We start from the raw sequence: 19406 nt of genomic DNA, 5'->3' as shown, positions 1-19406 counted from the left end.
GGTGAAGGGTTGGGAATTGGGGAAGTGCAAAATTCAAATTTCAAAGTGCAAAATTCAAAACTTTGAATTTTGCACTTTGAATTGCCCTACTCCCCACTCCGCCGCATGGCCGACTGCGCGGCTCCGTAGATCAGCAGCGCTAGGGCTACCGTGGCGGGCACGATAAACAGCCAATTGTTGCGAGTGACCTGCCACAGCCAGGGGTAAGGGGTAGTGGTGGCGAGCTGTACCTGGGGCGACTGACGCAGGGTAGCCAGGCGATAGTCGGCGCTGGTGTAGGGGTCGGGGTTGGGCACCTGGGCGCTAACCAGCACGGTGTCGCCCTCGATCTGGTAAAAGAGGGGGTCATGGCGCAGCAGGTCAGCCACCTGGGCCAAACCGATGTCGTCGCGGCCACTGAGGGCCAGCACCACCCGTTCGGCGTTCCAAGGTGAAATCACCGATTTCATCAGCCCTTCGCCGTCGGGCAGGGGCTGCACCTGGGTGTCACCCCACTGGCGGGTGCCGCTGCCGCGCAGGGCAAAGCCGTCTTCGCTGAGCAGTTCGGGTAGGGGGAAGCGGGGTTGGGCACCGATCGCTACCAGATGCCGGTCATTGCGCACCTCCTCGGGCAGATCGGCTTGGCGATAGACGGCGAGCTGCACCGAGTCAGCTTGGCTGAGACGACCCAGGCGTTCGGCTAGCTCTAGCAGCACGGTGACGTCTTTGGCAGTGGGGCTGTCGGGCAGCACTACTGCCGTGGTGGACAGATCCTGCGGAGCGGTGAAGGGGTAGCCGGTTTTGAATAGATCTAGGTCAGGCAGGCTGGTGATGGCGCTGCGCTTGAGGCTAAAGCTGGTATCGCTGTGGATGGTGCCCCAGAGCTGCTGGTCGGTGACCCGGCTGCACGATCGCCGCTCGCGGGGATCTAATCGAAAGTTGACCTGGAGCTTGGAGGTGGGGGTGATGCGATCGCCCGGCAGATCCACTTCTAGGGTGCGCCGGTTCGCGCCTTTGACCTCGGTTAGCCGTTCCCCAGTGATCGATACCCCGTCTAGCTCCACATCCACCATCGAGGTGAGGGGGTTGACCTGGGGGCCATAGCTGTAGGAAAGGCGCATTTTGCTGCCTCGCAGCAGGCGATCGTCGGGCAGCGCCTTGAAGCCGATTTCCATTGCTGGGGCGTGGGAGCCGCGCACGGTCATCTCGTCCAACGGCTGCCGGGTGGGGGAGGTCAAATCTGTCAGCAAAAAGTCATTCTCTTCGGGCAGATAGCCGGGCCACTGGCGAATTGGGGGGGCGGGCACATCCCCAGCCTGGTTAACCACCACCCCATGGCCCGTAGCAATCTGCTGATGGTGGGGCTGCACCAGGTATTGCACGGCCTTAGCCACCCCTGCCTCACCATTGCCGGTAATCACCAGCACCGGAGAAAAATCGTTCGCTGCCGTAGACCACATCAGCAGGCCAGCGTCGTCAGGGAGGGGTTTACCCGCGCTATCGACAAATTTGCCGTCTTTGAGGGCAAAGGGCAGGGTTAAATCGGCCAAGCCGGGCTGCTGAGCGGGAGTTCCCAAGACTACGAGCCGTTCGTCGGCTTCCAGGGCCTCCACGCCATTCACCAGGCGGGTGTCGAGGGGGCGGTAGTGGGCGGTGCGGCCCAGGTAGGTTTGCAGCCGGGCTGTAGCTGATAGCCAGGGGCTGTTGGTCGCGGTCGGTTGCAGATAAGCGATTTGGTTGGTTTGCAGGCTCAGCGTGTCAAACAGCGGGTAGGGAAACTGGCTAAAGTCTGGAGTTACCGCCTGGGGCGCGTAGTTAAACACCAGTTTGGAGTCGGGCAACACCTCAGTCCACAGCGAGGGGTCGAAGGGGTCTTGGGTGCAGGTGGGGGAGTTGTTTTGCAGGGCGGCGAGAATCAGCTCGTTATCGTCTTGCAGCAGGTCGGCGGGCACGTCCATGACCGCATCGCCAATTTTGCCCATGGGCTGATTGAGGGGCAGACTGCCAATGCTGGTGCCGTTGATTAGCACCGTAAGGTTGGAGCGGGTGGCATAGAGAGCGGCGGAATGGCGGTAGCGCAGCAGCACCTTGACCGACTCGGCCTGCCAATTGCGAGGGCGGGTGAAGTGCAGCCGCTGCTCGTCGTAGATGCCGCTAAAGCGGAGGCGATTGCCCACCACCGGGCTGCGGTTAAATTCGAGCACGTACTGGCCGGGTTTGCTGGGGGCAATCACCGGAGCGGCGGGCAGTTTGGGGAGGCTGATTTCTGCCAGGGCGGGAGCGGTTTCTGTGGGCGGTGCTGCCTCCTGGGCCAGCAGGGGTTGCCCGGTGATCAGCAGCAGAGTGGTGAGGTAGAGGGCCAAGCGGCGGCAGGTGCGGGGGGAGAGGGGGAGCATGGGAGGGGTGAGGGGTGGATGGGTAGGGGAGAGGGGAGGAAGTTTTTGGTTTTGAGTGCTTAGTTTTGAGTTTTAGGGTGTGAGTGCTAGGTTTTGGGTTCTGGGGTTTGAGTTGAATTGCAAAACTAAAAATTCAAATAAAAATTCAAAATTCAAAACTTTGCCTCTCTACTCCGACGATTGGCAAAGGCTTGCGCCAACGGTTTGGAGGCGATCGGGGGAGACTTCTAGGGGCAGCAGGCCAAACCAGGCGAGGTTTTGGGTGTAATAGGCGGTATCGCTGTCCCAAAAGCCGTTTTTGTAAGTGGGCTGGAGTTTTTGTCGGTAGATGTCTTGGGCTGTTGCGGGGTCTACCTGCAAGAGGGCGGGGTAGAGCATGGCGTAGTGGGCGGTGGCTTCGTAGCTGGCTTCGGCACCGCCGTCGAGGGTGAGGCGGGCAGGCAGTCGCTGGTCTTGCTGCCAGCGGCGAATCAGTTCGGGGGTGCGGGTTTCTAAATAAGCTTGAGCGCGGGGTTCACTGAACCAGGCGGCATCCTGCGAGACGCGCCACCAGACGCGAAAGGCATCGAAGCTGTAGCGGCTTTGCAGCGGGTAATCAAGGGGGAGCTGGCGGTAGGTATAGGTTGTCGGGTTGTAGGCAATCCAGTCGGCGGGCAGGCCAGTGGTGGAGAAGGTCGCCAGATCGTTCAGCAGGGTATAGCCGCTGTCGATCAGGCTTGTCCAGTCGCGGTCGGGGTCTACCTCGGCAAACAGGCGAAAGCTGGCGGGGGCAAAATATGAGGGGTTGAGAATCACCTGGTTTGGCTCCAGGCGAAAGGCGGCGGCGGGGCCGGGGATGAGCTGGCGGGTGCTGTCGGGAAATTCTATGGTGCCGTGCTCCCAAATGTCGGCTAGCAGAGCGCGGGCGTCGTCAAGGTATTGAGGGCACGACCAGCGGCGAGCGGCCAAGATCAGCGCGGTGGCGGCGTCGATGTCGGCATCGGTGGCAAAGTTGGCATCGATGCTGCCCCAGGAGCCGTCAGGGCGCTGGCCCCATTTCCAGGCCCAGAGCAGATCGGTGGGGTCTCCCTCATCGTTCACGCGGGCGAGGTTGTTTTTGGCCCAGGTATAGGTGCGATCGAAGGTGGCGGGGTCGTTGACGGCAACGGCTCGCAGCATGGCGTAGGCCTGGCCTTCGGAGACGGTGCGATCGCCGTCTTCCCGATCAATCACCCGCCCATCGGCTTGAATGAAGCGATCGCGATAGGCTCGCCAGCTCTCGATCAGCAGATCGTTTTGGGAGCTGTTGAAAGGTAGCTCTAGGGCAACTTCATTCTCACTATTTAGGCAGGCACAGGCTGCAGCTGGAGCGGTGCAACTGGGCACGGCGGCTAGCAGCACCAGGGCTAGGGGCAGCACTGAGAGCAGCAGTCGGATTTGAGATCGCCGCAGGTTAAAGAGTCGCATCAGGGTAGTCACCGTGAGGAGGGTGGGGAGTAGGGAGGTAGGGGGTGGGGAGTGGATGGGTTTTAGTAGCGCTCCCAGCTAGGTTGAAAGCCTCGGCGGCGGAGTAGGTCAAATTCCACCTCCTGAGCGCGCTGTTCGAGGTTGATGGGGGCGGCTTCGGAGGGAAGTTGTCGCAGTTGCTCTAGGGCCGTGAGCTTTTGGTCGTCGGCGATGTTGAGTTCTGCGATCGCATAGCGGGCCTCCCAGTAGTCAGGAGCCAGCGCTAGCACCCGGTTGTAGAGGTCGCGGGCGGTGGACAAATTGCCCTGCTGAAACTGCACCCCGGCTAGAGCTGCCAGGGCACCGAGATTCTCAGGCTCTCGCTCTAGCACCTGCTGGTAGGCGGTGGTGGCTAAGGCCAGGTTCCCCTGGCGCTGGGCTAGCTCGCCCTGGAAGAAGTACACCGTCAGGTCGTCGGGGTTGGCGGCAATCAGCGAGTCCAGCTCGACCTGGGCCTGGGTAGGGTTGCTCTGGGCCAACAGCTCGATGGTGCGCCATCGCAGCCAGAGATCGTCTGGCCGCTGGGTGAGTAGGGTTTGGTAGAGGTCGGCGCGGCGGCGATCGGCGGGCAGTGCGCCTGCCAGCTCAAACAGCTCTGTCGGTGGAGTCTCCAGGTTTTGGGAGGCCAGCCAGCTATCGAGGGTTTCAGCGGCGACGGTAGAGGTGATCTGCCCAGTGCGGTAGGCCAACAGGGCGTAGCCCAGGGGATAGTTGGGGTTGTCGGGATGGTCGGCGATCGCCGCTAAATACACCGGCAGCGCTGCCTTAGGCTTCCCTTGCAGTGTCCTCACGAACGCCAGTCCCCTCAGGGCACTGGCAGTGGTCTGCGAATCGGGCTGAGCGGCAACCACAGCCTCGTAGCGGCGGGCGCTAGCCTCTAGATCGCCTAGCTGCCGCTCCAGATCGGCGACCAGCAGTTCTGTACCCCAATCGCCCTGCCCTGCCCTGGTGGCGCTGTAGGTGGTGAGGGCATCGCGGGCGGCTTGCAGGTTGCCTTGGCCTAGGTAAATCTGGGCGATGCGATAGGTCAGCAGCGGCGCATCCACCGTTGCCGTTACAGCTTCGTAAACAGGCAGCAGTGCCGGGTCAGGGTTATCCAAACGCACCAGGGCGGTGGTGATAGCCCGCTGCTCCGGCGCTGAGCTGGGCATAGGGGAGAGCAGCGGCAAAATTTGCTCGGCTACAGCGGCGGCACTTTCGTTCCCCAGGCTGTAGGCCAGCAGGCGCGCTTTCACCGTCAGGCTGGCGGTGTCAGGGTTCTCCACGGCCAGTTGCTCAAACATCGTCAGGGCAAGGGGTTCGGTGTCGGGCCATTCGCTCAGCACGTCGGCCACCTCAACCCGCAGACCGAAGCTGGGGGCGATAGCCGCATCCAATGCCTGCTGGTACAACACAGTGGATTGTTCAAACAGGGTGGGGTCGAGCTGGCGGCGACCGATCGCACTATAGGCACGGGCCAGCGCCAGCCGCGCGTCGACCTTACCCACTAGCGGGGTCAATAATTCCAGCGCTTTAGTAGTTTGACCACTGGCATCGTAGGCGTTGGCTAGACCTGTGCGAATGCCGAGGGAAAGGTTGTCGGTGCGGTCAGGATTCCTCAGCTCAGGTTCGAGCAGGGCGATCGCCCCTGCCGCATTACCCGTCTCTTGCAGGGTCAACGCGTAGGCCGTTAACGCCTCTACGGGCAATTCTCCTGTTTGCCGGTAGCGATCAAACAGAGCTAGAGCACCGCTATGGTCACCGCTAAAGGCATAGATCTGTGCTGCCCCCAGCAGCGTTTGGGGAGATGGATTTTGGCCTAGGAGCAGATCGTAATCGGCTAGGGATTCTGAAAAGCGCCCCTGGTAGCCGTAGAGCAGTGCCCGCTGACTGAGGGCCTCAAGATTGCCAGGATTTTGGGCTAAAAGTTGGGTTAAAGCATTAACTCCGCCAATTTGCCACTCGGGCCGGTAGCCGCCCAGCTCGCCCAGCGCTTCTAAGGCTGTGGAGTTATCAGGACTGATTTGTAGCACTGCTTGGTAGGCGGCCCAAGCCTCGGCATCGCGGCCTGCCCGCTGGTAGGCGATCGCCAACCCCAGCCGTGCCTCCGCAGAGTTTGGCTGCTGGCGTAGGGCCGCTTGAAAGGCGGCGATCGCATCATTCACCCAGCCGCGATCGAGCAGAGTATAGCCTTCGTTCACCTGGGGCGATCTCTGGGCTAGGGCAGCAGGGCTGGCGACAATCTCCAAACTAAGGACAAGGGCTCCTATTAATAGAGAATTTTGCGCTAGGAAACGTCCTCTAGGGATCTCTCCAGTTTCCTGAGGTAGCGAATTCTCCTTCAAGGCCCTCCGGGGGAAAGGGGACGTTTTGGCGTTGTCCAGTTGCTTATGGGGGATGATTTTCATTCTGCTGCCCTCCGCAGGGGGTTCCACATCAGGTCGTAGCGCACCCGAAATCCGAGGTAGGTTTCGCTAAAGGCGTTGCGCTGCTGCACACTCACCCCGGCTCGCAGGTTGTCGAAAACTTGGGCGTCGTAGAACAGCTCCCACACGTCGGGGGTGGGGCCGCCGCTGGCCTGGCGCAGGTCGCTGTTCGAGAGCTGACGACCGTAGCCCAGCCCGAGGCGATCGCCCGGCATAAACACATCTAGCCCGTTGACGCCCAGGCTGTAGGTCTGGCCACTGGCCCCCAGAGTTTGGTTGGTGTACCAGCCGTAGCGGCCAAAAAAGCCCAGCTTGAGACCGGGGATAAAGGCCTCGGCATTGAGGCCAAAGCCCGTCTCGCGATCGCCCGACCGTGCACCAAACTCACCGTTGCCGCGCTCCAACGAGCCGATTTCTCCAAAGCCGTCGCTCTGGCCGGCATCGGTCGAGGTCACGTAGGTGCCCCGCACAATGGCGTTGCCCATCCGCACCCCCACTTCCCCGGCAAACGAGTCGAGGGCAAAGCTGCCCAGGTCGCGGCTCGACGAAAAGGTCGTGGCGGTCAGCGATACCGCATCCACCGGAGTCCAGTTCACCAAGGCTCCAGGGCGCGAGGCTACGTTCACCGTGCTCAGAGCCGGGTTGGTTTGAAACACCGGGTTAAAGAAATGAGTCAGTGAGTCTTTGGCAAAGCTGTTGCGATCGAGGTACGAGGTCAAATCCATCAACCCCACCGTGAACCGCAGTTCGGGCAGGCTGGCGGGCGAGGCGGTCAAATACAGCTCACTCAGGCTAAGGCCGGTTTGGTCAGTGTTAGAAAAGGCTTGCCCAGTGCTGAGGTCTACCGTAGCCCCGGCAAATACCGAAGGGCTGAGCACATAAATTCCCCCCACCCGCAGACGGGCCGAACCTTCACTCCCCTGCTGTAAATAGGCCGCCTGGGCAGATATTTCAGAGCGTTCTGCTGGTTCGACAGTTTGGGCTACAGTTTGCTCTGGCTGAGGTGGGCTATCGGCAGAAAGGGTTGTCGTTGAGGGAGCTGGTTCTGGTGCGATCGTCGCAGCGATCGGCAGCTCACTTGAAACGGAGCGTTCTTCCAAAGGCGTTGCAGCTTGAGGAACCTCTTCTAGCACGCCAGCTTCACTAATTTGGGTTGGCGGCATTCCCTGGGCCAGCACTACCGCCGGGCTGCTCTTGACCATCGCTGGTTTGGGCGGCGGCAAAAACCTGTCGCTAGTTGGCAACCAAAGCTCGCTGTTAAAAGCAGAGGCTACCGTAGACCCGCTGCCTCCACTGTTTGTAGGCAACGTACCGGCAGATGCGCTGTCTACAAGTGCGCTGTCGTTAGGCAGATTGCCTGTAGGAAAACTGTCTGCTGCTGCATCGTTTTCGGGCAACTCGCTCCCCCAGGCAGCAGGAGGCAGCCCCAAAAGCGCAGTTGCTAGCACAATACCAGTGGCCGCGCCAAGGTTTAGCACATATCGCAGCGCTACCCAAGCACCTATAGAACGCTCCATAAGATACTCAAAATAATTGGATGAAAATAAGCGCGAAAGATATATCTGGCTTGCTAAGTAGCCAAATTAAAGAGATAAATTGAATCCGTCAATCACTCGTCAATAATCTCAGACAAGACAATGTCAGCTAATCTCCTCACGCTTTAGCTCTTGCAAACTAAAGTGATCTAGATTTCAGAAATTTTGACTCTCTGAGAACAGCAGTTAGGTCTTACTCTTCAACCATCAAATCTGTCGGTCAAATCAATGCCAGAGATAACGGTCTGAAAACGACGAAAAAATAATGTACTCATGACTGGGATCAAAAAGCTGAGAATCAAACTCAGGCATCTAGTGATGGGATAACGATGTCAGGACGATTTCAGCTCAGGTACGATCAAGCTCAGGTATTAGCGCTAACTCCTCCTACAGATAGATTTCTTGCCGTCAGGATGAAATACCAAAAAAGTTTTTAGCCTCTTGTCTTCTGTGTGGAGTTGCAAAAGACGTTCTCTAGGTATTGATGGTAGAGGTGTGCTGTGGTTGCATGGGTTCTAGATAGATTGTTCCTCACCGTTGGTCAATGATTATTTCACGGCTAAAAGGAATTGGGTTGCTGGTGCTTGCCCTGGTAGCCTGTGCGGCTTGTCAAACTACTCTGCCGTCCGGTTCATCTCCTTTGTCAGAGGCCACAACGCTCACCCTTGAGGCCACAGCCCAGGGCAATGGTGAGTTCGCCCTCGTCGGCACAACGAACCTGCCTAACGACACTCAGCTAACCGCGATCGCCCTGCGCCACTTGCTACCTGAAGGCACCACCGCTGGCGATCGCCCCCTCTACTCAGTGCTCGACTACCAGCCCGTCACCGTGGCCAATGGCCAGTGGTCAGCCCAGCTCAGCCTCTGGCAGGTGGCCGCCGATGGGCGCTATCAAGAACCCTGGCAAGCCGAGGCCGATGCCCTTGGTCTAGTGGCTCAACCCAGCAAAACCGTGCAGTTTGCCATTGCGCTAGCTCCCCACCATTTAGGTGCAGCCCTCGGCGACAAGCTAGCTCAAAATAGGCAGCGGCGACTGGCAACTGTGTTGCGAGTCACCCCCGATGGCGATCCATTTTTGTGGGCCGATCAGGCTCTGTCGGTGGCTCTGCCGAGTGGGCAAACTACGCCCTCAGCAGACTTGCTAGCCCGCACCAATGGGGGCTGGGGCGATCGCTACCTGCTGGTGCCAGAACCCCCGCTGCCCTACACCCTTACCCCCGCCGACGAACGCCAAACTACCGCCCCCCTCAGCCCAGACGAACTGCTGCGCTAGGGTTGGCTTCAGCGTTAAGGCGTTGCCTGCGGCACGACAGCACACTCTGAATCCCGGATGGTGCCATCGGGCATGATGGTCTGGCAGAATTTCGCGCCCGTCAGGTTGGCCTTAGTCAGGTTGGCCCCTGTCAAATTGGTGTAGCGCAGGTTGGCCCAGTAGAGGTTGGCGTGGCTCAGGTCGGCTTTAGTGAGGTTAGCCCCTTCTAAGTTGGCGTGGCTCAGGTCGGCGTGATCGAGGCAGCAGTCGCGCAGGTCAGCATTGATCAGCGTGGCGCGGTGGCAGTGAACCTTGCGCAGGTCGGCTTCGCGTAGTACAGCATTGGCCAAAGATGCGCCGCGCAGATCGGCCTGGGCCAACGTAATTTGGTAGCCATCAATGTGGGTCAGGTCGGCCTGGTAAAGGTTGGCCCGCGTGAGGTTAGTGCGGCGCAGGTCAGTATTGGCCAAGTGGGCGGCGGCCATGTTTAACCCCTGCAAATTTAGCCCGTGCAGGTCGCGGGCACCGGCCTGGTAGTAGCGATTGACCAGTTCTCTCAGGGTAGCTGGGGTCATTGCGGTAATGCCCTCAAAATAACGTTGAAGATTGCAAAAAACAAAGGGGGCGGTCGTTAGACCTACCCCCATTGTCGCGCTGCGATCGCACCAGCGCACTAAGCATTACAAGAATGCTACATTCTCAGGCAGCCTAGACGGCCCCAACACCTTTGCCGCGCTCATCGGACTCGGTGGTTACCTTGCCTTGTTCTTCGTTTTGATTAATTTCGCGCAGTTCAGCCACACGTTGGGCCTTTTCGGCCTCTGCTTCTTCGCGCAGGTCGCCGGGCTCATTAATATACATTTCAGGCTCGATGGGGTAGTTGTTAGCGAGACCCTCTTTATCCACCGTTTGACCACCGCTGGGGTCAATAGAACTGTGAGTCTCATCACGGGTCTGCTTAAAGTTGCCACCCTCACGTTCTTTACGGGCAGCAGTTTCCGCCGGAATAATATGCGGATCGTAATTGTCGCTTTCGGCTCTAGGGTTAGACATCAAAACCTCCGGTGAGAATATAGTTAAGCGATTGAAGTGGGCAAAATTCTCAATTGCTTACCCATCGCTGATGCAACTTTAGAGCGATACCTCCCCCGCTTGTATCTACCAGGAGGATGAGCCTATTACTATGACCTTAGAAGGAGAAGCCCTATCATATTTTTTGACGGCGAAAATAAAATAAAATTCTAGCTATCACACAGAAAAGCAGTAGAAGATTAACCGTATAAAGCGCCAACTGGATCTGCTGTGACTTTTGAAATGTATAAAAAACTCACCAAATAGCCAGAATTATCTAATGATCTATTGGCCGTTTTCTCATTATCACTAGATAAATGGATATAGCGACTGTAGATGTTCTTACACGTCATAACCTAGTCGAAAAGTGTAAAGACTATTTAGTATCGCTCCACCTCTGGGAATGTAGCTTTCGCTTGGTTTTGAGCAGCTTCACCGCAAGTTTTAGGAGTTGGCAGCAACTTGGTAGGGTTGGCCAACATCTCAGGGTCAATCGCTTTTCGCACCCAGCTCATTGTCTCCAAGTCCGTGGGCGAAAACATGTCGGGCATGTAGCAGCGTTTATCGGCCCCAATGCCGTGTTCGCCGGAGATGCTGCCACCCACCCGCACGCACAGCTTGAGAATGTCGCCGCCCAAGTCTTCGACCTGCTCTAGCTGGCCGGGAATGGCATTGTCGTAGAGAATCAGCGGGTGCAGGTTGCCGTCGCCCGCGTGAAAGACGTTGGCCACTCGGTAGCCATGCTTGTCACCCAAGGCCTCGATTTCCTTCAGCACGTAGGGCAACTGCGTGCGGGGAATGACGCCATCTTGCACGTAGTAGTCGGGGCTGAGCTTGCCCATGGCGGCGAAGGCGGCTTTGCGGCCCTTCCACAGTCGCAGGCGCTCGTCAGCATCGGTGGCGATGGTGATGGTGCGCGCGCCGTTCTGGCGGCAGAGGTTGGCAATGCGATCGCCCGTAGCTTCCACCTCCGCTGGCAATCCATCGATCTCAATCAGCAAAATTGCCGCCGCGTCGCGGGGGTAGCAGTTGGTGGCCACCACATCTTCCACCGCGTTGAGGCTAAAGTTATCCATCATCTCTAGGCCAGCGGGGATGATGCCCGCGCTGGTGATTGCCGACACCGCTGCCCCCGCCGCCTCCACCGAGGTAAAGTCGGCCAGCAATACCTGAATTGACTGAGGCGCTTTGAGAATGCGCAGAGTAATTTCGGTAGCGATGCCCAGGGTGCCTTCCGAACCCACAAATAGGCCACACAGATCGTAGCCAGGGGTTTCGGCCACCTCGCCGCCGAGGTTGACAATGTCGCCCGTGGGCAGCACCACCTTGAGCCCCAGTACGTGGTTGGTGGTTACGCCGTACTTGAGACAGTGCACCCCGCCCGAGTTTTCCGCCACGTTGCCCCCCACCGAGCACACCGACTGGCTAGAGGGGTCAGGGGCGTAGTAAAAGCCCGCCCCGCTCACGGCTTGAGTGACCCAGTTGTTAATCACCCCCGGCTGCACTACCACCCGCTGGTTGTCCAAATCCACCGAGAGAATCTGGTTCATGGTGGCGGTGACAATCAGCACCGAGTCTTCGATGGGCAGTGCTCCACCCGAGAGGCCAGTGCCCGCGCCCCGCGCCACAAAGGGCACCTGAAAGCGATCGCAGATTTTCACCGCCGCCGCCACCTGCTCGGTCGTTTTGGGCAGCACCACCACGGCGGGCCGCTGACGATAGCTGGTCAATCCGTCGCACTCGTAGACCAAGATTTCTTCTTTGCGGCGCACCACGCGATCGCTCCCAATCGCGGCGCTAAAGGCGTCGATGATCGGTGCCCAGTCAATGCGCGATCGCTCCGCTACGGTCATGGCCCACCCTGCTCAAGTTGTCTGTGATCCTAACCTGAACTGCCGTCGCTAAGCAGTGCGATCGTTCTCAGTCTGAAGGCTGTATCTCAGGTTTCAGTTTCAGTACCCTTCAAAGGGAAATAACACATTGTTGCCAGCATACGAAATCCAATAAGGCAAACATGGATAATAAAATATTAAGAAAGCCAAAGTAATATGCCTTTGACTCAAACCCTTTCTAATCTCTGCGTCGGTAAAAAATGGCTGCGGAGGGTTGCCCCAAATAATTTCTCCCTACTTTAGGGATCGTCCTGCCGATATAGATTTCCTAAATCCTGCTGGAATTCACAAATTTGACTATCTAAATTAATTACTTCATCCATTACAAAATTAACATCTGCTCTAAGCATAGCGATTTCATTCATTAAATCTTCGCTATTACTCACTGTTAGTTTTCTTTCAGAAAAAGCGGAGTTTTTAGATTTCAATTCTACTTGAATACTTGAAATCAATTCTTCTCGAATTTCTCTCGCAGTGCTGGCACCCAATGTTAGTTTAAATACGTGAAAAAATATTGATATATAAAACGCATTTAAAGCACAAATAAGCAGCTTTCCAATGAGTGTATTGCGGAAGAACAGATCTAATCCAAGGCCAATCATCGCACCCACAAATGCTACATCACGCGTTTGCAAGTCAATTGATATTACATCGGAGAGTAACCAATAGCCAATGGATAATGCCCCACTAGCTAATAAAGACCAAAATCCCAAACTTCTAAAGTTTGAGACTGATTGCACCCAGTCCCTCATCGCGTCCATTAAGATTTAGACAATCATTGTTAAGCTAACCATTAATACTCCTATCATGTCACAAAAATAGACAGCTACCAAAATGTCATTTCCAAGAATAGATAAAGGGATCTACTTGCGGTTAAAAAGGTACCTTATTTTTGGGAATAAGCCAGCATAAAGCAATTCGCAAATCACATAAAATAATATAAATCCTAGAAAAAAGAGCTTGGCTATTCCGGTAAAATCAGCCACAATTCCAGTTCGATAAAATACGTAAAACCAGATTGACAAAACTAGCGCTATTCTCAAAAAAGAATCCCATAGGATTCCATCTCTGGCCAGTTTCTGAGAAAAACTTGACGATTCTAAAGGTACAGTAACGGGGCTAATCTTTAAATCCAGGATGCTTTTATCTTTTCTTGTCTCAATAAAATTTCTAAGATAATCTTGCCGAACTAGGTTGGAGTAGTCATTCTGACAAAGTCTTTGTGATCTTTCTAACCTTAAAATGAACCGATCTTGTCTTGTCCTATATATGAACGAAGCTAAAGAATCGGCTACATGTTGAATAAAAATTACTGCGTCAGGATAGAACTCATAGTTGAAGCCTGTATAAAGAGACAGAGTACCTATGACTTCGCCCTTCACCGTCAATGGGAAACAACCATAAGAATCTAACTTATTTTCTAGTATCCAGTTTTGATTGACAAATTTTGTTATGTGTTCCGGACTCCTAATGTCTCTAACGACTAATCTTTTACCTGTTTTAACAACCTGTTCTGGCAACCTGCCATCTTTTATAAAAAGTGGACTGTCATCTCTATTTTGCGTTACATCGTCCCATAAAGAAACAGCTTTTATATGCAACGAATCGATAGATTGACTTTTGACTCGAATAATACAACTTTTATATGGCATTTCAGAGTTTCGGGCCAATAAATCTGCTATCTCTTGATATACGGACGGACTATCGCCATGGGATTGAATTAAGAGACGGCTAAGATAGCGAAGGATCTCAACTTGAATATCTCTTCTGAAATTTGACAATGCTGTTGCAACATAATCAGAAAGATTTGCCAAACGAGATATATCTTCAGCTGAAAACCCACTCTTTTTATTGATTACTCTTAGAACCCCGTAAGTTCTATTCCTTCCGTTCAGAGGAACTGCAATAGCCTCCTTTAATTGACCAATCTTAGTGACGTATTGTCTTTCGCTAAAAGGATTGAGTTCAAAGGCATGGAGGTCAGAAGAATATTTTATTTCTCCGTATCCAGATTCACGAGAGGAGTCTTGATTTATCACAGAGCCTGTGAAGCTCTTGCCAACCTCGTAAATTTCTTCTTTGTACCACTTATTATCGATTAGATTTCCACTTTTGTCGCGCCCAAAAATACCAGCTCTTTTGAGTAGCCCATCTTTTGAAATTAGAAAAATTGCAGCGACTTGGCAATTCACCTCGGAATGTATGATTTTCAGAGAGTTTAGAATAATTTCTAACTTCGCCTCTTCAATGTTTTCAATGCTTGATCGCTGCCCAGAATTAAAATCTATAATTGAAGAGCGCGCATTTAGATGGTCTTCGGCCCTCTTAATAGCTTTTTTAAAGCTATTAACTCTCTTGGGAATAGCTTCCCAAGGTTGAACAATTTCTTGCTCAACTTTCTCTTCTAGTTTTTCCTCTAACCTCGGCCTGTACCCAATTATTTGTGTTCTCAACCGCAAATGGTGATTAATTCTATGTAATCCACTATTCATTGATTCCATAGCAATTCATGCCTTTAATTTTTTCCAAAGATGTGGCTAGAATGGTTAGACCCTTGGAAAGCTTGGAAAGCCGAACTTTTATGACCTTACCATAGTACTTTGACAAAGTCAGCACAAGGAAAAATACACCAAAGGTGAAGATTTGTATACTCTCCATAACGGTAATATGTGTTTTGTGTCTGAGAAGTGTTGGAATATTTAGTGAGGCAACGATCTTCTTTCCAAAATATTCTCCAAAACAGACTTTGCTCAGATGTTTCTGCATTCAAAACTTAGAAGCATTAGTGTGCAACCATCATGACCTCTCAAGCTTGGTTGATGCTCTCTTGACGGTATACTCCAACCTTAGTAATTACAGCCTGGGGTAAGTGTAACCCCCAACTATTCTGCAGATTCCTCAGATGTCCTCCGACGAATCATGTTCTCGCCCTGGAGCATGCGTTTGGCCGCATCCAGCAGCATTTCCTCCAAGTAGGGCTTGGTAAAGTAGCCCTTAGCCCCCAGATCAACGGCCATCTGCCGGTGGCGATCGGCCCCTCGCGAGGTCAGCATAGCAGTGGGAATCTGGCTTAGCGCATCATCTTTCTGCATCCGCGAGAGCAGCTCTAGACCATCCATGCGGGGCATTTCGATGTCGCAGAAGACCAGGTCGCAGGGCAGGCCAGAGCGCAGTTTTTCCCAGGCTTCCTGGCCGTCACGGGCCTGTTCGACCCGGTAGCCGATCTTGTTGAAACTCATCGACAGCAGTTCGCGTACCGTAATCGAGTCGTCCACAATCAGCACCGTTGGGTCGGTTTGGGCGACCGTCTCGACGGGTTCTTCATCCACCGTCTGCGTCCACAGCGAGGTTGAAGCATCGCGGCGCAGACGACCGCTGGCTAGATCGATCAGCTCCAGCACGTCGGCGATCGGCATGACGCGCCCGTCACCTAGCACCGTGGCACCAGCAATGCCGATGGGCTTGGGTACTGGCCCTTCTAGCTGTTTGATCACAATCTCCTGCTCGCCAATTACCTGGTCAACCTGGAGAGCGATAAAGGTGCTGGCGCTGCGCAACACCACCATAGAGACCACATCTTCGTCTTGGGGGCCGCCGTAGACCCGGCCCCGGCCCAGACTGCGGTTAAAGCGCAGCAGGTCGCTGAGGGGTCGGAAGGGCAGCAGTGTATCGCGCCAGAGAATGCAGGCGTGGCCCTGGGCGTCGGTTTGAATGCGCTCCTTGGGCACGTCGAACATATCCTCTACCCCATCCATCGGGAAGGCGATCCGGGCCTGGTTGTTGACGCAGCTTAGAGCCTTGGTAATGCTCAGGGTAAGCGGCAGGCGGATGGTGAAGCTGGTGCCTTTGCCCACTTCAGACTCAACGGTGATCGAGCCGCGAATGTCGGATAGGGCGGTGCGCACCACGTCCATGCCCACGCCGCGTCCTGAGAAGTCATCAGCCTGATCGCGGGTGCTAAAGCCCGGCAAAAACAGCAGATCGTAGACCTCGATCTCGGTCATGGTTTGGGCTTCGGCGGGGGTGATCAGCCCCTGCTTGAGGGCCTTAGCCTTGACCACCGCTGGGTTGATGCCACCGCCGTTGTCGGCGATGTAGATGACCGTTTGGTTGCCCTGGTAAAAGGCCCGCACAGTAATGGTGCCTTCCCGGCCCTTGCCCGTGGCCAGACGCTCTTCGGGCGACTCAATGCCGTGGGTAATGGCGTTGTTGACCAGGTGGGTCATGGGGTCGTAGAGGCGCTCTAGAATCATTTTGTCGATCAGGGTGTCGCGCCCTTCGACCACTAGCTGGGCCTCTTTGCCGCACTTGAGCGAAATATCGCGCACGGCGCGGGGTAGGCGATCGGCGGTTTGGCCGAAGGGCACCATGCGCGCCTTATTGAGACCCTCTTGCAGCTGGGTCGTTACCTGGCGAAACTGGCGGGCAATCTGGTCGGTGGAGTCGATGGTGAACTCAATGTCCGACGAGGCCTCCCGCACCCGGACAATCAGCTCGATCATCTCCTGGGAGAGGGTGTGGAAGCCGGTGAAGCGATCCATCTCTAGGGCATCGAAGGTGGCCCCGGTGGCGTGACCGCCGCCCCGGTCAGAGGAGGAAACCCCTAGGGCAAAGGCCTGGCGGTTGGCAATCAGCGAGCTTTCTAGCAGCGATCGCTCGTAGAGGTCGCGCATGCGCTGCCCCACATCGTTGAGCTGCGAGACTTGGTGCAGCAGGTTGTCGAGAAACTGCCGCAGGCGTTCTTGGTCTTGCTCTAGGGAGTTGCGGTTGACTACCAGTTCTCCCACCAGGTTGCTGAGGTTGTCGAGGTGACCCACCGAAACGCGCATGGTCTGGTCGGTGGTGTTGGTCGCTCGGCGGGGCGATCGCCTCGCTGCCTGCATCGACGCGGTTCGCCTAGCCCCTAAACTTGGAGCTGACCCGCCGAGCTGATCGGCTTCTTCCAACAGCTTCTCAAGATCGTCAAATTCGTCATCGCCGCTGTCAAAGTTGCTGCTGGCGGTGGATAGCCCGTTATCTATCTGTCCTAGATCTGCTGTATTAGTAATGGGGGAATCTTCCCCCAGAAGGGCTTCTAAATCATCAAAGCTGTCGTTATCTTCACCATAGTTATCGAAGCTTTGGCTAGCGGGTGTAGGAGTCTCGGCGCGACCGTTGCCACTGTAAATATCTTCCCCAAACCCATCAAAGGCATCGTCGGGTAGCCTCAGGTCGTCGTTCAGAGAGCTATCTGAGTCAGTGAATAGGTCGGCCTGAAGAGCCGGTTCATCGAGTAGGCTTTCTAAATCGGCAAAGCTTGCTTCCTCTGCCGGTGCCTCGGGCCAGCCCCCCTCAACCTCAAAAGTAGCGGCGGTTAGCTCGTCCCCATCGCCATCATCGGTGGGGATGTCAAAACTGGCGTCGGCCTCGGTTGCAGCCAGCTCAGCCTCTTCCGTCGCTTCCTCAGGGACATCATCAAAGGCGAGGTCAAACGCACTGTCGGTGAGGTTCAGCTCGCCAAAGGGGTCATCTAAGAAGGCATCGGCTTCCCCGAAAAGACTTGCAGGCTCTTGCGCCGCTGCGTCTCCACTAGGGGCTTGGTTGTCTGTAGTGAGCAGATGCGACGATCCACCGTTAAATAGCCCATTATTATCAGCGCTAGAGCCGACGTTGCTTGAGCTATCTAAGTCAAGCTCTAAGTGCAGCTCAGGCATGGTGTGGGCATCGTCATCGTCGATGAAATCCTCATCGTGGAGCGAATCAAAGAAGCTATCGACCTCATTGCTGTTGGCACTGGCCGCACCTGCCTCAGCAGATTCGCCCATATCAAAGAAATCATCCAGAGGCACGTCAGCCACTTCCCCTGCCAAAAAGCTGGCTCCATCGTCGAGGAAATCTGCCAAGGGGTCTACGGCAGTTTCTGCTGTGGCCGTAGACTCCGGTGCCCTATCTTCGGTGAGCAATTCGGTCAAAGAATTGACAGAGTTTGGGCTTAAATTGGGCTCGCCCCCCCCAGCAGGCTCGACTTCTGCACCGGCATCGAGGTCGTATCCAAACAAACTGGCCATGTCGTCAATGTCGGGGCTTTCTAAGGTGTCAGGGTTGCTAGCGGCTGCTTCGGTCGCAAACAAGTCGGCAAACTCAGAGTTGTCGCTATCGGCGGTATCGTCATCGTCTAGGTCTAAATCCTCTAGGGAGACCTCTGACAAATCCTCTTCCCAAATGTCGGTCAGACTGTCGGGGGCACCCTCAAACAGGTCGGCTAGACTGTTGAGTTCTGCTTCTCCTACCTCTGGCCCCATGCTGCCTGCCGTTCCCTGGGGCATAACGGGTTCGGCGGGCAGTGGTGTGAACTGGCCAAAGACGGACTCTAAACCGGTGTCGGTCACATTGTCGGTGCTGTCTAGGGTCAGGTCTTCGAGCCAGTTTTCGGTGTTAGCTAGGGCCAGATCGTCGGTGTTAACGTCTTCCGCTGCTGCAAACAAATCGGCCAGGTCAGGGCCATCGGCATGGTCGTTAAGCGCTTCGGCCAGCAAGGCGTCGAGGGTGGAGTCGTCGCTACCCAACTCGGGCTCAGCCTGAATGGGGAGCAGGTCTTGCAGCGTTCTGGAGGCGGCCACTTGGTTAAGGCCTCCGGCTAGCACCTGGTCTTGGGCTTGCTTGAGGTCTTTGATCACCACTGGCGCTAGGGTGCGGTAGGTCTGATCAGGGTTGGCGATCGCCCGCTCAACCACCTGGGTCAGACTGCACCACTGAGCCAGCTCAAACTGTTCGCCCACGCTGTGCATGCGCTGGCAGAGCCGACTGAGTGCCTGGCGAGACGTGCTGTTGTCAGGCTGCTTGAAGGTGGCCAGCATATCTCGCAACAGCGCCGGGACATCGCTGCGAAACACAAGCTGGAGGGCGCTGGTCTCGGGATGAGGGGCGGCGGCTACCACGGTGGGGCGCGGCGGTGCGGCGGCTGGGGCAGCCGCTGGGGCGGCGGCGATCAACGAGTCGATGTGGGCTTCAGCCTTCACAAAAATGGGCTCCAAAGGAGCCATAATCTCTTGAGCTTGGTCGTTGGTGAGGCCAAAGGGGCTTTGCAGCTGCTCTAGCTGCTCTTGCAGCCCATCGAAAATTTGCAGCAGCATGGTTTCCAGGTCGCGATCGGGGCGCATCGGCGACTCTTTCATGACCTTGAAAAAGTCTTCCATGCGGTGGCTGGTGCGCTGAATGCTATTTAGCCCTAGCATGGCGGCCCCGCCTTTCACCGAGTGGGCCGCCCGAAACACCTCGTTCATCATCTCCGAGTCGTTGAGGGTGTCCGCCAGGTTCAACAAACCCTGCTCAATGGTGTTGAGATGATCCTTGGCTTCTTCGATGAAGTACCCCAAGATGCGTTTTTGATCTTCAGGCGACATGTCAATTCC

Annotated in this window: 11 protein-coding genes; 1 reads left to right on the top strand and 10 read right to left on the bottom strand. The window is 55.6% G+C overall.

What is annotated here, in order from left to right; translation table 11 throughout:
• Positions 1–86 precede the first annotated feature (86 nt).
• From H6G07_RS18865 to H6G07_RS18850, 4 genes are all read right to left on the bottom strand, one after another.
• A complete protein-coding gene (locus H6G07_RS18865) occupies positions 87–2375 on the bottom strand; it encodes a cellulose biosynthesis cyclic di-GMP-binding regulatory protein BcsB (protein ID WP_073608141.1) in 2289 nt (762 codons plus the stop codon).
• Positions 2376–2543: 168 nt separating this feature from the next.
• Positions 2544–3833, bottom strand: a complete 1290-nt coding sequence (locus H6G07_RS18860) for a family 8 glycosyl hydrolase (RefSeq protein ID WP_199312225.1) — start codon at positions 3831–3833, stop codon at positions 2544–2546.
• 50 nt (positions 3834–3883) lie between these two features.
• Entirely contained in the window at positions 3884–6088 is a 2205-nt protein-coding gene (locus H6G07_RS18855; RefSeq protein WP_190740751.1) for a tetratricopeptide repeat protein, read from the bottom strand.
• A 155-nt stretch (positions 6089–6243) separates the two neighbouring features.
• The gene (locus H6G07_RS18850; RefSeq protein WP_139297003.1) at positions 6244–7782 is read right to left on the bottom strand and encodes a porin; all 1539 of its coding nucleotides are present in this window, start codon (positions 7780–7782) and stop codon (positions 6244–6246) included.
• 658 nt (positions 7783–8440) lie between these two features.
• On the opposite strand from H6G07_RS18850, the gene H6G07_RS18845 reads away from it, so the two are divergent.
• Complete coding sequence (locus H6G07_RS18845; protein ID WP_190740749.1) at positions 8441–9073, top strand: hypothetical protein; 633 nt, start codon at positions 8441–8443, stop codon at positions 9071–9073.
• Between the two features lie 14 nt (positions 9074–9087).
• Here H6G07_RS18845 and H6G07_RS18840 read toward each other — a convergent pair whose 3' ends face one another.
• From H6G07_RS18840 to H6G07_RS18815, 6 genes are all read right to left on the bottom strand, one after another.
• The gene (locus H6G07_RS18840; RefSeq protein ID WP_171972989.1) at positions 9088–9627 is read right to left on the bottom strand and encodes a pentapeptide repeat-containing protein; all 540 of its coding nucleotides are present in this window, start codon (positions 9625–9627) and stop codon (positions 9088–9090) included.
• A 133-nt stretch (positions 9628–9760) separates the two neighbouring features.
• Positions 9761–10105 carry a hypothetical protein gene (locus tag H6G07_RS18835; RefSeq protein WP_073608137.1) on the bottom strand — a complete coding sequence of 115 codons (345 nt, stop codon included), beginning with the start codon at positions 10103–10105 and terminating at the stop codon, positions 9761–9763.
• 398 nt (positions 10106–10503) lie between these two features.
• Complete coding sequence (gene glcD / locus H6G07_RS18830; protein WP_073608136.1) at positions 10504–11976, bottom strand: glycolate oxidase subunit GlcD; 1473 nt, start codon at positions 11974–11976, stop codon at positions 10504–10506.
• 278 nt (positions 11977–12254) lie between these two features.
• Positions 12255–12767 (bottom strand): hypothetical protein, encoded by a 513-nt coding sequence (locus tag H6G07_RS18825; RefSeq protein ID WP_139297002.1) that lies wholly within the window; start codon positions 12765–12767, stop codon positions 12255–12257.
• A gap of 111 nt (positions 12768–12878) precedes the next feature.
• A complete protein-coding gene (locus tag H6G07_RS18820; protein ID WP_084173055.1) occupies positions 12879–14516 on the bottom strand; it encodes a GAF domain-containing protein in 1638 nt (545 codons plus the stop codon).
• Between the two features lie 381 nt (positions 14517–14897).
• Positions 14898–19397: a hybrid sensor histidine kinase/response regulator gene (locus H6G07_RS18815; protein ID WP_073608132.1), complete on the bottom strand. Its 4500-nt coding sequence runs from the start codon at positions 19395–19397 to the stop codon at positions 14898–14900.
• Between the last annotated feature and the right edge of the window lie 9 nt (positions 19398–19406).

It is taken from the genome of Phormidium tenue FACHB-1052 (assembly GCF_014696675.1).
Classification (GTDB): domain Bacteria; phylum Cyanobacteriota; class Cyanobacteriia; order Phormidesmidales; family Phormidesmidaceae; genus Nodosilinea; species Nodosilinea tenuis_A.
Note: the sequence above shows the minus strand (reverse complement) of the source record. Positions and strands in the feature narration are given on the sequence as shown.

Coding starts and splice junctions, on each gene's coding strand:
- H6G07_RS18865 (WP_073608141.1), bottom strand. CDS start 2,375: ATGCTCCCCCTCTCCCCCCGCACCTGCCGCCGCTTGGCCCTCTACCTC.
- H6G07_RS18850 (WP_139297003.1), bottom strand. CDS start 7,782: ATGGAGCGTTCTATAGGTGCTTGGGTAGCGCTGCGATATGTGCTAAAC.
- H6G07_RS18840 (WP_171972989.1), bottom strand. CDS start 9,627: ATGACCCCAGCTACCCTGAGAGAACTGGTCAATCGCTACTACCAGGCC.
- H6G07_RS18835 (WP_073608137.1), bottom strand. CDS start 10,105: ATGTCTAACCCTAGAGCCGAAAGCGACAATTACGATCCGCATATTATT.
- glcD (WP_073608136.1), bottom strand. CDS start 11,976: ATGACCGTAGCGGAGCGATCGCGCATTGACTGGGCACCGATCATCGAC.
- H6G07_RS18825 (WP_139297002.1), bottom strand. CDS start 12,767: ATGAGGGACTGGGTGCAATCAGTCTCAAACTTTAGAAGTTTGGGATTT.
- H6G07_RS18820 (WP_084173055.1), bottom strand. CDS start 14,516: ATGGAATCAATGAATAGTGGATTACATAGAATTAATCACCATTTGCGG.
- H6G07_RS18815 (WP_073608132.1), bottom strand. CDS start 19,397: ATGTCGCCTGAAGATCAAAAACGCATCTTGGGGTACTTCATCGAAGAA.